This is a genomic window from Streptomyces sp. NPDC055013, assembly GCF_053608645.1.
The window spans coordinates 20973-36076 of record NZ_JBSGVW010000025.1; the positions used below are offsets into that span (position 1 = coordinate 20973).

13 protein-coding genes are annotated in these 15104 nt (G+C 67.6%); 2 read left to right on the top strand and 11 right to left on the bottom strand.

Translation table 11 applies throughout. The features are described 5' to 3' along the window. Nucleotides 1-2 precede the first annotated feature (2 nt). The 11 genes from ACWGDB_RS27120 to ACWGDB_RS27170 form a co-directional block, all read right to left on the bottom strand. Complete coding sequence (locus ACWGDB_RS27120) at nt 3-1229, bottom strand: XRE family transcriptional regulator (protein ID WP_453824805.1); 1227 nt, start codon at nt 1227-1229, stop codon at nt 3-5. 146 nt (nt 1230-1375) lie between these two features. Next, nucleotides 1376-3346 (bottom strand): ATP-binding cassette domain-containing protein, encoded by a 1971-nt coding sequence (locus ACWGDB_RS27125; RefSeq protein WP_453824806.1) that lies wholly within the window; start codon nt 3344-3346, stop codon nt 1376-1378. Nucleotides 3347-3547: 201 nt separating this feature from the next. Beyond that, entirely contained in the window at nt 3548-4504 is a 957-nt protein-coding gene (locus ACWGDB_RS27130; RefSeq protein WP_453824807.1) for a phosphotransferase enzyme family protein, read from the bottom strand. Between the two features lie 95 nt (nt 4505-4599). Beyond that, the gene (locus ACWGDB_RS27135) at nt 4600-5403 is read right to left on the bottom strand and encodes a class I SAM-dependent methyltransferase (RefSeq protein ID WP_453824808.1); all 804 of its coding nucleotides are present in this window, start codon (nt 5401-5403) and stop codon (nt 4600-4602) included. Further along, a complete protein-coding gene (locus ACWGDB_RS27140; RefSeq protein WP_453824809.1) occupies nt 5400-6284 on the bottom strand; it encodes an aminoglycoside phosphotransferase family protein in 885 nt (294 codons plus the stop codon). Before ACWGDB_RS27140 ends, ACWGDB_RS27135 begins: the two co-directional genes overlap by 4 nt. A 183-nt stretch (nt 6285-6467) precedes the next feature. Further along, complete coding sequence (locus ACWGDB_RS27145; protein ID WP_453824810.1) at nt 6468-7904, bottom strand: glutamine synthetase family protein; 1437 nt, start codon at nt 7902-7904, stop codon at nt 6468-6470. Then, complete coding sequence (locus ACWGDB_RS27150; RefSeq protein ID WP_453824811.1) at nt 7904-9436, bottom strand: amino acid permease; 1533 nt, start codon at nt 9434-9436, stop codon at nt 7904-7906. The genes ACWGDB_RS27145 and ACWGDB_RS27150 overlap by 1 nt, the downstream gene beginning before the upstream one ends. A gap of 74 nt (nt 9437-9510) precedes the next feature. Next, the gene (locus ACWGDB_RS27155; RefSeq protein WP_453824812.1) at nt 9511-10515 is read right to left on the bottom strand and encodes a hypothetical protein; all 1005 of its coding nucleotides are present in this window, start codon (nt 10513-10515) and stop codon (nt 9511-9513) included. A 209-nt stretch (nt 10516-10724) separates the two neighbouring features. Beyond that, complete coding sequence (locus ACWGDB_RS27160; RefSeq protein WP_453824813.1) at nt 10725-10919, bottom strand: hypothetical protein; 195 nt, start codon at nt 10917-10919, stop codon at nt 10725-10727. Continuing rightward, a complete protein-coding gene (locus tag ACWGDB_RS27165; RefSeq protein WP_453824814.1) occupies nt 10919-11359 on the bottom strand; it encodes a hypothetical protein in 441 nt (146 codons plus the stop codon). Before ACWGDB_RS27165 ends, ACWGDB_RS27160 begins: the two co-directional genes overlap by 1 nt. 109 nt (nt 11360-11468) lie before the next feature. After that, entirely contained in the window at nt 11469-12707 is a 1239-nt protein-coding gene (locus tag ACWGDB_RS27170) for a helix-turn-helix domain-containing protein (RefSeq protein WP_453824896.1), read from the bottom strand. Nucleotides 12708-13121: 414 nt separating this feature from the next. Here ACWGDB_RS27170 and ACWGDB_RS27175 point away from each other — a divergent pair, with 414 nt between their 5' ends. Further along, complete coding sequence (locus ACWGDB_RS27175; RefSeq protein ID WP_453824815.1) at nt 13122-13661, top strand: GNAT family N-acetyltransferase; 540 nt, start codon at nt 13122-13124, stop codon at nt 13659-13661. A 297-nt stretch (nt 13662-13958) separates the two neighbouring features. Continuing rightward, nucleotides 13959-14861, top strand: a complete 903-nt coding sequence (locus ACWGDB_RS27180; protein WP_453824816.1) for a hypothetical protein — start codon at nt 13959-13961, stop codon at nt 14859-14861. The last annotated feature ends 243 nt before the right edge of the window (nt 14862-15104 follow it).

A 15104-nucleotide genomic window follows, 5' to 3' on the forward strand; every position in this document is an offset into this window, starting at 1 on the left:
CCCTAATCGAATACGTCTTCGAACCCCTGGGTGTCGATGCCGGGATACAGAGCACGGTAGGCGTCGAGGTGGTCAGTGATATGGCGCCGGCCTGAGTCGGTGAGAAGCCACCGGTACGGCCCGTGGGTCACTCCGTCAGGGTGTCGAAGGACGATGAAGCCCCTACTCGGGGTACGCCCGTCAGGGCTCTGCCCCACCGCAAGGTAGTGCGGTCCACGTCCGGCAAGACTGCCGTCCACTCCCTGCGCCCCGGCGCGCGCGACACGGACCATGATCTTCCACAACCACGGCGACAGAAGCGGCGCGGGTGGTCCTGCTTCGCGGGAGACACCCAGCGCCGTGCGGGTCACCGCTCTGCCACGCCGGGTCATCTCAACCCTGGTGCGGGGCACGTCCCCCAGTCCGTCGAGATGTACCCGGTCCCGGTACACGCGGATCAGGCCGCGTCGCTCCAGGGCGGCCACGGAAGATCCGGCTCCCGGATCATGCACCCCGGCCTGGCGCAGCCGCTCCTGAATGCGGGTGTAGCCGACGACGTCGGACGGGACGGAGAGGGCAAGTGTCATGCGCCGCCACTCGGCTGCTGGCTGGCGCCGCGCTCCCACGTAGCGGTTCTGCCGCTGCTCCGCCTCGGCCTCCTGGTCCTGCTGGAAGATGCAGGCCAGGTAGGTGCGCTGCCGGTCGTTGAGTGCCTGCCAGGCGGTCATCGACTCTTCGGATGGCCGTCGCGGCTGCCGCTCGGGGAGTACCGGGAGGGGGTCCTCCGGGCGGCTGCGGAGCCAGGCGTCCACCACCACCCGGACGGGAACCCCGTAGACCTGGGCCAGCATGCGCGCCACCTGCCCCAGAGTTTCGGGAGAGCGCCACATCCAGCCGCGTACGTGTCTGCCGCGTTCCAGGTCCCGGATCTTCTCAGCGTTGAGATGCAGACCCTGCGCGCCCCGCTTGCGCCGCAGGGCTGAGGCGGCCTCTTCCGTGCTGATGCCCGCGTCGCGGCGCAGGTCCGCAAGGGTCTCGGTGCCGGGCTCACGGTCCGTCAACTTCTGTGCATCGCAGCGCAACACCTCCAGCAGCCGTCCGAAAGCCCGATCACCGACGGCCCGTGCTCCCGTCTCCCAGTGGCGCACGGCGCGTGACGTAACACCGACCGCCTCAGCGAGCTCCTCCACGCTCATATCCCTGAACAGTCGCTGGCGTACCAAGGCTTGGGGAGAGATGGGCTGCGCCATACCTCCAGCAAAACGCAGTGAACAGTTCACCGCAACTGTTTTCACAGCCCGGCCGCCAAAGGCACCACGACGCTGGGGCCTCGAAGACGTACACGCCTGCCGTCGGCCAATCCGATCTCGTGGAACCTCCCATCCGTACCGCCTGTTCAGAACAGGACGGACTGGTTCGACGCGACGTTTTCGTCCGAGTCGGCCTGGGCAGGGACCTGCCCGGTGCGCTCGTTCTGCAGATCCCACAACTCTCGGAACAGGCCGTCCCGCTGGGCCAGCAGTTGCTCCGGGGTGCCGTGCTGGATGACACGGCCCTGGTCCAGGACAACAATGCGATCGGCGATGGTCACATTGGTGAGCCGGTGAGTGACCAGGACGACCGCGCGGTCGACGGCAAGGCGGCGTAGTCCGGTGAAGATGCGGTGCTCGGCCCTCGGGTCGAGAGCCGCGGTCGGTTCGTCCAGGACGAGCAGTCCGGCCGGCCGGTGGAACGCTCGGGCGAGCGCGATCCTCTGCCACTGTCCGCCGGACAGTTCCTGGCCGCCCCACCATTCCTTGGCCAGCAGGGTGTTCAGCCCGCTGCGCAGCCCGTCGACGACCTCGTCGGCACCCGCGGCCTGCGCCGCGGCGAGCACGGCGGCGTCTCCCTCCTCGGTGGTCTGACCGAGAGTGATGTTCTCCCGCGCCGAGAGAGGCCAGGCCGCGTAGGACTGCGGCACGACGGCGACACGCGCCCAGGTAGCGTGCGCGTCCAGGTGCCTGGTGTCGGTGCCGTCCCAGGCGACGGCTCCTTGGTCGGGCAGGTACAGGGCCGAGAGGATCTTGCTGAGAGTGGTCTTGCCGGAGCCGTTCTCGCCCACGAGTGCGACGACTTCGCCACGCCGGACCTCCAAGGAGACGTCGTCAAGGGCGGGACGGTCGGCGCTCGGGTACTGGAAGGTGATGTTCTCCGCGCGTACGACGGCGGGGGCGGCCGGCGCATGGGAGCCCCGGTCGATGCGGTGTCCGCCGGCCTCGTCGATGAAGTCCGCCCAGTCGTCCAAGTACATACCCGTACGGAAGAGTTGTGCTCCGTAGCCGACGATCCCGTCCAGTCCCGCGCTGACACGCCCCAGCGCGAGGAACGCGGTGCCGAGGGCAGCGACGGAGATCTGTCCGGCAGACACCAGCAGCGCGAGGGCCACCCATGCCACCGCGTGGGCGAGGCCTCCCGTGGCCCCGCCGACCAGGGAGATCCTGGCGGAGCGCCAGGTGGCCTGGTCCGTGGTCCTGTCGATCCGTGCGCCGGCCGTGCGGTACTTGTCGAGCAGGAACGGCGCCATGGTGCCGGAGCGGACCTGGTCCGCGGTCTGCTTGTCGACCATGTACCAGCGCAGCATGCCCAGTAGTCGCCGGTCCTTCGACGTGGCGAGCGAGGCGATGTAGCTGATGCGCGCTGCGCGGACGCTGGCCAGGCCCTTCGGCAGGGCCGCCAGGACGAGCAGAGGCAGAAGGATCGGGTGCACGGCGGTCAGGACGCACGCGGAGGCGATCAGCGATGCCGACGCGGCGAGGATGTACTGAGCTTGGGTGAGAAGGTCCCTGGAGACCTCCACCCCGCGGTCGGCCGCGTCCCAGCGGTCGTTGTATCCGGGGTTGTCGTACGCGGCCAGTTCCGCCTTGGTCGCCGCGTGGAGAAGCTTGAGTTCGGCCTCCCGGGCGATACGCGGGGCCAACCGGGCCGACAGCGCGGTGGAGGCGATACCCAACAGGGCACGGAGACCGATGGCGCCGGACAGGACGACAAGGGAAGGCACGGCGGAGCGGAGCTGGTCGCCGCTGATGTGCTGAGAGGCGATCAGAGGCTTGATCACCCCGGTGGTGGCCATCAGGCCGAACGCTTCCAACACCCCGGAGAGGAGTTGGACGGCGAGCAGCGCGATGACCGCTGCACGGTCGACCTGCCAGCCCAGGGCCAGCGAGCGGCGGATCAGCTGGGGCAGACGCCGGGCCATCGAACGGGTCGTGATCGCGTTGGCGGCCTCGATGCGGCGGTCGCCGGGGATGACGAACTTCAGTTCCTCGTCCGGCGTCTCTGCCTCGTCGGTCGGCGTGGCAGCCGCAGTGGGCTTCGGAATGGTCGTCATCGACTCAGGCCCTCCGCCGAAACGCCATGCCGGGCCAGGAAAGTCCTTTGGAATCCAGGCAGCTCACGCTGCTTTGGGATAAGTGCCAGGTGCAGACCGATCACGGTTTGATACGCCAAGACGTCCCCCTGTATGCCATGCGTGGTTGAGGCTGTCGCTCATCAGCCAGTTCGCTCAACCCAGTTGGAAGCTGCTGGATAGTCACGTCGCGCCTCCGCTCGCTCCGATGCCCGCGAACTCGTCTTCAACGCCTTCAAGGTCACTGAGCAGTCGGCCGATGGCGATCTGGCGCTCGCGCCAGTGCCGTTGCAGATCCGCCTCCGCCTCCCGCGGCAGGTCGTATTCGGCGGTGGTGGCGCCGTAGACGCTGAACAGCATGTACAGCAGCGCGATCCGGGCGCAGGCCCGCACCTCCCGGATCGGGAGGCTGGGGTGCTCCGAGCGGTAGGCCCTGGCCATGGCCAGGGCGCAGGCTGCCCACTCGGTGCTGGTCGCGACGGTGCGCGGGTCGAACGCCACTCGCCCCAGCTCCCAGGCCGGCATCGCGCTGGCGCAGCGGAAGTCGATGACACCGGTGACTGCTTCGCCGAGCGTGATCAGGTTGGTGCGGGAGAGGTCCGCATGCAGCGCCTGCTCGCCGAGGGTCTCGGGCAGACGCTCTCTCAGCCTGGCGGCATGCGTGCGCAGGTTCGTCCGCCGCTGGTCGAGATCATCACGCAGTTGGTCAAGGCGGTCGTGGCCTTGTCGCGTGGCTCTGGCCATCACTGTGTCGCACCTCGCCACAGCGTCCTCGACGGGCTCGCCACGCCAGCGGGTCTGTTGCACACGCTTGGGCAACGGATACGCGGCGAGCGCACGGTGCATGCGCCCCATGACGACGCCGATGTGTTCGGCGAGTGGGACTGTCATCGCAGACGTGGACACCCGGCCGGGAGCCTCGTCGACCACCGCCCAAGCGCTGCCTCCCGCGATGGTGACCAGGTTGTCGTTAATATCAGCCCACACGCGTGGAACGGGGAGCTTGGCGGCCCGGCAGTACTCCGACATGTCCCATGCGTTGCGCGCCGCGTCCAGGTCGTCCATGGAGCGGTACTGCTTGACGAACAGCCTCAGCCCGTCATCCGTCAGGACTCGCCGGTTGATGGTGTCCGTGCCCATGAGCACAGGTTCGACGACCGCGGCGACGAGCCCGTACCGATCTTCCAACACGTCAGCGGTCAACGTGTCACCGCTGGCTGCTCCGTCCATACGAATCACCGACCCTCGTGTGCGGAGGGACGGCGGGCTGTGAGGACGGTGAAGGCGTTGTCCTCCGTGAGCACTCCCCTGTCGGCGAAGGGGGTGAGGGCGTTGGTGACGGCCAGTTCGAAGGCATCGCGACGATCGCCGAACAGGTGCGGGGCCGCGAACGAGGTCGAGTACAGGTAGCCCAGGATCTGAGGGATCTTCCATTGGCGACGAACGGCAATGACCGTGGAGGTGACGTGTGAGAAGGCGGAAGCACGGAGCACCTCTTCGTACGACGGACCGGGGGCGCTGAAAACGCCGTCACCGGCTCTCCGTTGCTCGCCGAGGAAGTCCTGGACGACTTCTCGGGCGGTCCGCTGCCACGGACTGTCGGCGGTCCACAGGCTCCGGTCGCTGAAGACGGCGACCACCCCCTCAGGGGCCATGTACTCGCTGAGCCGGTCGAGGAAGCGGGGCTGGTTCAGCCAGTGGAAGACTCGGCCGCAGGTGACGAGATGAGGCTGCCATCCCTCCGGCGGCAGGAAGTCCTCCGCGAGTGCATGACGAAGCTGCAGCCGGTGGGCGGTGTCGAGCGCGGGCCGGAGCATGACCTCGGCTTCCGTGAGCATCCCCGGCTCGGCATCGACCGCGAACAGATCGTCGAAGTACGGCAAGAGGGCGTGGACAACGAGTCCCGGGCCAGTGCCGATGTCCAGAAGGCGCCGAGGCCTGTCCGTGGGCGCCACCTCGTCGAGAAGGGCTGCGAGCTCGGCGGGGATGCCTGGGCGGAAGCGCCGGTAGTAGGTAGAGGTTCCGGCAAAGGCGTTCATGCGCGCCACCCGCCCCACACCCGCTTGCCGGTCTCCAGGCGCAGGTTCTCCAGCATGGTGTGCGCCTCGTCAACTAGGCCGATGTCGCGGTGCTTGATCCCCCAGTCCAGAGAGTCCAAGGCATCCAGCGCCCCGTACGCCCTGCACGCGATCTGTTCCTCCTCGGTGAGGGGGCGGCCGTATCCGCTGTGGAACGCGGCGTGGAGGTCGGGGCGGTGGCGCAGGATCCGGTAGCGCAGTCGGCTCAGGTCCCGGTAGGCGGCGGGCCGTAGCTCGGCCCGTTCGTAGTCGATGACCCGGAGCCGCTGCTCAGTCTCGTCCCACATCCAGTTCTTGGGCATGTAGTCGCCGTGCTGGGATACGCGAGGCAGGCTCGGCGGAGCTTCCCCAGCGAGCATGCGCACCATCGCGAGGTCGTGTTCCGGCACGTTCGTCGCCGTGCGCTCCAGGAGCTGGGCGACTGTCTGGTCCCACATCTCCTCTGTCTCTTCCAGCGTGGGCTCGTCGGCTGCCGCGGTGTGGTGCCGGGCGAGCAGTTCGCCGGCCTGCTCGTAGGCCGCACGCTCCTGCTCGGCCGGCAGGCGCAGTGTGTCGAGGCTGCGTCCAGGGACGGCGGTGATCAGGATGGTGCGCGTCTGCGTGTCCGCGGCGACGAGCTCGGGTGCACGGTCGGCGCCCAGGGCGACGGTCCACTTCTGGTACGCGGTCACTTCGCGGCGGTGGAGTTTCGGGCCCGCGTGAAGCTTGCCGAACCACCGGTCACCACCAGGTCCCTTGACCTCCCAGATGGAAGGTCTGATGTCGCCAGGCCGGGGATGTTCGACGACCACCGTGTACGTGTCGGTCACCGACTCCACCAGTTGGTGGAGCGCGCTGGGCATGTCGGTCACGGTGCGCCCTTCCGCTCGCTTGGCCGCCCGACCACGCCACGATGGGTGACGGATCGGACGCGCTCAGTGTCCTGTCGTGGGTGGGTAGCTTGCCAAGGGCCACTGACAATGCGGCCTGAGCTGGTCATCTGCGGCCGCTCACGGCTGTGGGTCCCTTCTTGGGAGGCGGGCCGGTCAGGCACGGGCCAGCCATCGCTGACGCTCGGCATCGGTGACGAGGCGCTCGTCGTGGGTGAGTTCGAGCTGGGCGAGGCGGGCATGGTGCTCGACCACCTCGGTGCCGAAGGCCTGCTGCGCGAGCGCGCTGTTCTGGAATGCGGTCAGGGACAAGCCGAGGGTGGATGGCAAGGGGGCTTCTGTTCCACTCGCGCGGTAGGCGTTGCCGGTCGCTTCGGGACCAAGGGCGAGCTTCCGTTCCAGACCGTGGTCCATGGCGGCCAGTACCGCCGACAGCGCCAGATACGGATTGGCGTCCGCGCCCGGCACACGGATCTCCAGGTGCAGCCCTTCGCCGCGGCCGACGACGCGGACCGCGCAGGTGCGGTTGTCGCGGCCCCAGGTGAACGTGGTCGGCGCGAAAGAGCCGGGCGTGAACCGCTTGTAGGAGTTCACGTTGGGTGCGTAGAACGGGCCCAGCTCGGGCAGGCCGGCGAGCAGACCCGCGATGGCATGCTGACCGACCTGGGACAGTTCGTGCTCGCTGCCGGGCTCGTGGAGTTGGCTGATGGCCTTCGACCACAGCGACACGTGCAGGTGCAGGCCGTTGGCTCGGCCGGTTTCCGGGGCTGCCATGAACGTGGGTGCCAGACCGGCGCGCGAGCCCAGGGTGCGCACGGCGTGCTTGAAGAGCGGGTGTCGGTCGCAGGCGGTGAGAGCGCCACCGTACGGGAAGGTCACCTCGACCTGGCCTGGGCCCGCTTCGCTCTTGATCGCTTCCACGGGCATCCCCGCCCCGGCGAGCGCCCTCTGAAGACGGCGCAAGTACCGGTCAGATACGGGGTCATGGTCGAGGGCGTAGTCCCGGTTCTCCGTCGTCAACGGCCGTAGACCCTGATAGCCGGCCTGTTCCGCGTCCGCGTACGTGCCCTTGTAGAGGACGAACTCGGTCTCGATCCCCACCTTGGGATGCAGCCCGTGCCGCGACAGTCGGGTCAACTGCTGGTGGAGGATCTGACGGGGCGCGATGTCGATCAGCGTCCCGTCGTGGTGCACCGCATCGCCGAGCACGGCAACGGTGCGCGGCAGCCACGGCACCACGCAGAGGGTCGACAGAGCCGGTTGCACGGACAGGTCCTGGTAGCCGGTCTCCCACGAGGTCAGGGCGAAGCCGTCCGCCGGGCTCATGTCGATGTCGGTGGCCAGGACGTAGGCGCACACCTCAGCGCCGTCATGCGCGACGCGCTTGAGGAAGTGGTTCGCGTCGTAACGCTTCCCCTTCAGCCTCCCCTGCAGATCAGGGACGGCGAGCAGCACCGTGTCGATGGCACCCGCCTTGACGAGGTTCCGCAGGTCGGACGGGGAGAGGCCCTTCCCGGAGCGCCCGCCCTGCTCAAGGACAGGTGCGGGGGCCAGTCGGGCCACCGTGCCGTTGCCGGTCGTGGTTCTCGTCATCACACGACCTCGTCTTCGTACGTAGTCGCCGAGCGGTCGAAGTTCTGGGCCGGCACTTCATAGGAGCTGCCCTGCTTCCGCCACCACCCCCAGGCGAGGGCTAGGACGGCGAGCAGTGCGATGGGCGCGTAGTTGAAGGTCTCCACGGAGACCAGGCCGCCGTCGGCGGGGCGTGTCTGCGGCAGACAGAACAGCACCGTCACGAACAGCACCCAGGCAACGGCGATCGTGCCGACGGCCACACCCCAGCTGCCGAGGTTCCAAGGACCGGGCCGGAAGCGGTCGCGGTTCTTGATGCGCAAGTAGATCGGGATCGCGTACGCCGGGGTGATCCCGACCACATTGATACTGGTGATCGCCGCGTACGCGACCGGGCTGTACAGGCTCGGCAAGGCCAGCACGGCGGCGCACACGACCGCCAGCAGCACGGCCAGGCGCGGGGTTCCAGTGCGGCGGTCGACCTGCCGCCACAGGTGCGAGCCCGGCAGCGCCCCGTCGCGCGAGAACGCGAACACCATCCGGCTGGCTGCGGCGGTCTCGGCGTTGCCACAGCACAACTGCGCGGTGATCACGACCAGGAGCAGTGCCTTCGCCCCCGCGACGCCCAGCGCGTCCAGGAAAATCTGCGCCGGCGGCACTCCCGTCGCCGTGCCCACAGTGCCCGCGTAGTCCTGGATCGCGAACGTGAGCCCGGCCAGCAGGACGAACCCGGCCAACCACGACCACCCGATCGCGTGGATGATCCCGCGAGATGCGGACACCTGTGCGTCGGTGGTCTCCTCGGACAGGTGCGCGGAGGCGTCGTAACCGCAGAACGTGTACTGGGCCAGCAGCAGGCCGAGCACAGCCACGTACAAGGGGCTGGACCAGCCGGTGTTGTTGACGAACTCACCGAACACGAAGTCCGCGGACTGGTGGTGAGAGGGCACGATCGCCAGTGCACCGACGATCACAGTGACGCCGCCCAGGTGCCACCAGACGCTGATGCTGTTGAGGATACTGACCAGCCGGACCCCGAACAGGTTCAGGGCGAGGTGCAGGGCGAGGATGCACAGGAAGATCACCATGATCCTGCCCGGCGTTGGCTCGAAGCCCCACTGCAGGTTTAACAGGGCGCCCGTGAACAGCGCGGCCCCGTAATCGATGCCGGCGATCGCGCCGAGCAGGCCCAACAAGTTGAGCCATCCTGTGTACCAGCCCCACTTCCGTCCGCCGAGCTGCTCTGCCTGGTAGTACAGGGCTCCGGAGGTCGGATAGGCGGAGGTCACCTCGGCGAGCGCGGCGCCGATGAACATCACCATGGCGCCGACGATCAGCCAACCCCACAGCATCACCGACGGGCCGCCGGTGTTCAGGCCGAAGCCATACAGGGTCATGCAGCCGGACAAGACGCTGATGACGCTGAACGAGATCGCGAAGTTCCCGAACGGCCCCATGCGCCGGGTCAGCACGGGCTCGTAGCCCAGCTCCCGCAGGTATGCGTCATCGGACTTCCGGGACGTCGCACGGTGGTTTGGACTCAAGCGAGACACAGGTCAGCCTCCAAAACTCGGGACATTTAGACAGGTTCATGCCAATGAATGCTTTAGCTGGCAGCGAATGCCGATCACGGGTGCGGCCCTGCGCGCGGCCTATGGTTGCGGGCGTACGAGAGGGACTCGGCGCGTGCTCGAAGGAGCAGCGCCTCGCCGGGGTCCGGCCCTGCGGCCCCGTCGTGCACTGACGCCCACGGCTCGCGAGCGGCGTACGGGCCCATCGCCTCGAACACCTCGGCGGCCTCCAGATACTGGGCTCCTGCCCACAACGCGTAGGCCAGGAGGTTCAGATCGGCCACCGAGTGCTGCCCGACGGGCGCCTTGTGGAACCAGTCGTGAAAGGCGGCCAGTGTGTAGTCGAGCGTCGACTCCTGCGCCCACTGCCGCCGCCACAGCGCATCGGCGCGCGATTGCCGACGCTGCTCGATCTGTGCGTACGCCGGCAGAAGCAGTAGAGGCGATCCGACGGGACGCTGTGAGGCCACGGATCGGCCGAAGTCGAAGACCGCGGCCAAAGAAGCGCCCCACGGCCCCTGAAGGGCGAGCAGGAACTGCAGCACCCGGTGGTAGGCCTCGCGGTTGTACGGATCACGCTGGTTGACCTCGTACAACAACCCCCACGGACCGCTGGGCAGCATCGGCTCGTTGGGCCTCATTCGGTGTTCCTGCCTCAGTTGCTGCGTGTCGATCTGCGCCAGCGCCACGAGGCACACCCACGGCACGGGATCGTGCGGCGCATGACGAGCTGCCAGGAGCGCGGCACGTCGCGCCCTCGTCTCGAACTCCAAGGTCCGAGGGTGTTGTTGACGGTGAGCACGCAGCGCCCTCTCGACGGCGACACGAACGGCCATCAGCTGGGCGTCGTAGCTGTCCGGCTCCTCGGCGAGCCAGACGTCGACCACGTCCGATCGGGCGGCTGCCACGGCCAGCAACTGAGTGCGTGACGTCCGCAATGGCCAGTGCGTGCCCGTCTCCCACAGCAGCTCCCGCGTCGGCTTCCAACGCCCCGCCTGCAGCTCGACCAGGGCCGTGCGTAGATCGTCGTCATGGCCAGCCGGGTGGTAGACGAGACGCATCAGAGTCCCTCGGAGTGGACCAGGCGCCGCTGGCGAACGGGATCGGGGCCGTTCGTCCGATGCGCGGGCACTGTGCGGCGGGACATGCTCTCCGAGCTGAACGTGGATGTCATCGAGGGCCTCAGGCAGGTTGGGGGAAGGGGCCGCGAAGTGGTTGGGGCGGACCGCCGGCCGAGCAGGGAAAGAACTCGGAAGGCATGTCGGGTTCCCTAGAAGCGAATCTGGCCGACCATGTCGGCGACGCCGGTCATGAACCGGTTGATGCTCGGGGCCACGGAAGTGCTCGACAGGAAGAACCCGAAGAGCACGCAGACGATCGCGGGGCCGGGTTTCACGGCCTTGCTACGGATCAGAAGGACCACGACAATGCCGAGCAACAGCACGAAGGAGATGCTCAGAGCCATCAGGAGGCTGCTTCCTCCGCGGGCCCTCGCCGCTCTCGTCGAGCCTGGCTCAGCGCGCGGCGTAGAGCATCGGGCCGCGTCAGCGATCGCGGGCCTTGGGGCAAGACGTGCCAGTGCATCCCCGGAGGCGTCGTGCTCTCCGCGGACGGCACGACCACGTGGCACTTCTGCCCCAGCGCAACCGTCCCCGGCTCCTCCCAGCGGGCCGCAGTACCCACGGGAACCAGGAAGTACAGCCGGGGCTCCGGGCCCTCGTGGTCCAGGATCACCGGGCCGACCAGTTCGCCACCCTCGTGGAGGATCTCGATCGCGCGCTGGCCCACAGCCTCCACAGCGCGTACGGCATCCCACCACTCGCCCGCCGAGCACAGCTCGGGCTCCTCGCCGATGGGCATCCAGCGCGGCGGGTTCGCGCGAGCTGTGGGATTGGGGTCGGACATGGAAAAGGCCTCCTCACCACTACGTGTGAGGAGACCATTCCATTCGGCAAGCTATTGTGCGCGGACAGACTGTCCGTGGGGTTCGCCTACCAAGGCCCTTGACACAACCTCAGGTTGTGCTAATGCCAGTCCAACTACCAAAAGCTGACAGCTCGTTGGACGGGTGCGCGTCCATCCTGAGCAGCGCCGAGGTGGTCTCGCGAACGGACGGGTGGAACCGCGTGTGGTTGGGCGCGACCTTCCGTGCGCGCTTGAGATCCGCGAAGGCACCAGCCCGGTCGCCCACAGCCAGCTTCGCGGAGGCCACGTCGATGAAGTGGTGGCTCGACCGCTCGCCGACGGTCGTACTGGGCGGCGCCCACTCGCCGCCGGAAACAGGAGACCATTCGGTCAGGCGGGCGAGAGCCTGCTCGGTGTCACCCATGTCGATCATCGCGTGCACCTCATGGATGCGGATGTTCGTCGGGCCAAACGACATCTCGTACGCCAGCGAATCGCGGTTACCTGCCATGCCCGCGACCTGCTCCGCCTCACGCAGATACGCGTCAGCACGATCAGAGTTGTTCTCACGGGCTTCGAGAACGGCCAGCTTCAGCAGCAGAGCGCCGTCGACAGCGAGCGCATCCTCCGTGAAGGAGCGTTCCGGCTGGAACCGCTCCAGCTCTGTCCGCAGCGCAAGGAGCTTGCGGCGTGCCGACGAGTACGCGCCCTGGCGAAGCATCGCTCCTGCGACGAGGTAGCCGGCGGTGAACTGCATCAGGGGGTCACCCGAGCGGTCTGCCGCCCAACGCACGCGCTCCAGCGCCGTGTTCGACAGGTCGTGGTGGCCCATCTTGTGGGCCAGGGAGTTCACGGCGCGGTAGGCGCGCGCCAGGTGCCAGAACGCCTTGCCCCGGTCGCCGTTGCCGCCACCGAGGGCCACGTGCGTCAGTTCGGTGATGATCGGCGGCAACAGGGGGCCCATCGGGGCGTACCGGGCGTCGCGGCGCAGGGCCGCCACCTGGTCAACCTCCGAGGCGAGCACAGGAAGCACCCGGGGAGCGATCTCCAGGTCGTCGGGGCTGTCGTAGCAGAGCAGGAGGCGGCGGAGCTCAGGAATGACAGCGTGGACGCCGTCCTCGGCCTCCGGCTCGCCGTAGTACGGCTGGCCCGTCAGAACCTCGGGGCCGAAGCGCAGCGCCTTGGCGAGCGCCAGCACCAGCGACGGTGAAGCCTTCCGCGCGCCGGACTCCAGCTTCTGCACGTAGCTCGGGGAGACAGCGACCTTCTGTGCCAGTTGGGCGGCAGACAGCTTCCGCGTCCTACGCGCTGTACGGAGACGGTCTCCCAGCGTCAGGTTTTCACTCATCGGTGGATCTGTCCCTTCGCGATGGAGCACTCGGATCAGGGTACGAAAAATGCCCTGACCCGCGCCCCTGGTCGCCAAGTGTTAACAGAGCTGGCAGCGCCGCGACCACAAAGTGAAGCCCGTGGCGCCGCTCCTGAGGCCTCCAGCGCACTCCTTCGAATCGAAGCAAATGAGGGCAAAGGTTGCGAACAGGGCAGAATCTGAGAGTCGTTGCCACTCGGTAGTCAAGAGTCGACAGGGAAGTACTTATGGACAAATTGTCCGCGCTTCTATTCCGCTACGTCGGCCAACGAGCCGCACTCCGCCACGGAGAGTGGCCGGGCGCGCTTCGCGGCGCGACTACACAAGCGGCGCTGCTCCATACTCTCGTGAAGTGTGGCGCCGGTGCCGCCTCGGGCGAAGAAGGAGGCAAGAGTGGCTGATACCAGACGCCCGCACGTCGATCCTCTCCGCAACATCCGACGCCGACATGATCACGACCTCAGCAGGTGCGTTCGCGTACTGGCCGCCGTCCACGAGCAGGACGGCTACCCGATGAACTGGCCTCACCACCCCGCCAGTTGGCTGGCTCGACCGTCTCTGCTAGCAGCCTGGGTAGTTGATCTGAACGGTCAAGTCGTCGGCCACGTCGGCCTGTCCCGTGGCACGATGGACGACGCGGCAGCTGCCCTTTGGAGCGCTCGCCAGGGCGAGATGCCTGACGTAACTGCCGTGGTCAGCAGGCTGTTTGTCGATCCAGCGGCGCGAGGGAACGGGCTGGGCGCCCTGCTGCTGGAGCAAGCGGTGGGAGAAGCGCGCAGTCGGGGTCTGCACCCGGTGCTCGACGTTGTCGCCTCGGACGTCTCGGCGATAGCCCTGTATGAGCGGCTGGGGTGGCAACTGCTGGGCACCGTTGAGCAACAGTGGGATCCGCAGCAGGTCGTGCCGCTCCGCTGCTACGCGGCGGGCACTTGATCAGCTAGGCCCAGCTTCACGTAACACGACGACCCACCAGGAATAGCGGACACCAATCGGACGAGCTCGCCAGAGCGCCCCCATGAACAGCGTTGCGCCGGCACCGCCCTGTCCGTAGTTGTGGAACACAGAAAGTCCGCTTCCCTGGACTTTTCCGGCCGCGATGCGGTGTCTAGGGCTATGACCTGCCGCGCAACATAGCGGACATGTTCGGGACGTTCGGGTGGCGGCATCCGTTTCACCACCAGATCGGGTGATGTCGCAGTGACAGGGCTCTGACGCCAGTAGCCTTGCGTCATGGACCTTGGGGTGAGGCGGCAGCCCGGGCGGAGCCTCGCCGTGCATGGGTTCTCGGCTGCTGATTCACTCTCCGTGCGTCAGGCGCGACGGATGATGAGGGTCCTCAACCAGGCCGACGCCGAGGCGATCCGTCGCGGCCGGAACGAACTCGCCCATGGCTCAAGCAGGGCTCTGGAAAGACACCCGCTCGCGGCCATGGAGCCCGAGGAGCGTGCTGAGCTCGTGCTCTCCGTGAGCCAACGACTTCCTGATGGGCCAGTCGCCGCCAGCTTTCGAAGGATCGCTGAAGACATCCGGGCCCTTGGGGATCGGCATACTGCAGCCAGCTGTCATCTCGCCGGCATGGTGCTGGAGGTGGTGTGGATTCTCTGGAGATCAGCGGAACGCATAGGTGACCTCGAAGCGGAACAACAGGAGCGAATCCGCCGGCACCCTCGCAGGATGCGGATGCTGGATTCCGCCGAGGTTCCGCTGTGGGTGCTCGGCGCCCTTCAGGGCATGTCCACTGCGGACCTCAGGACGTTGACGCCGGAAGCCCTCCTGGCGCTTGCGGGCCTTGAGGACGCCGACGGCCCGGACCGGCATGACGGCCGGCTGCTAAGCCAGGCCCGTGCTGCCCTTCGAGTTCTGCGACTGCTGGCGCTCCTGGGCGTCGAGCCTCCCTGCTTGAACGAACTGCTGGCGCTCTTGGTCGTCAGTATCCGTGGCCATGACGACACGTCGCCGACCGTCCAAGGTGTTCCGGTTCCTGTCCGGCCGTGCCATCCGCCGGGTGAACTTGTTTTGGCTGAGCCTCGAGTTCCCCGAGCGCCGGGATGTGCGGTCTTCCGTCGTTTCATCGACCGAGACCGCCACCAACTGCATAGATGCGGAGTGCGCGGACGGCGCTTGACCGCGTAGTTTGGTGCGAGGTCCTGCTTGATCCAAGAGGACCGACATGAACTCAGAAGATTTTGCCCTGTGGATCACGACTGTGGCCGCTGTTGGCTCGCTGGCACTGCAGGTGAGGGACGCGTGGCCGGAGAAACGCGGCGACGAGCCCGGTGACGGCAGTGGGGCCCCGGGCGGAGAACCGCTCGCCCCAGAAGACGGCCAGGGCTAGACCGAGTCTGGGCCGCCCCCCCCAAAGGGGGCGGGCCCCAA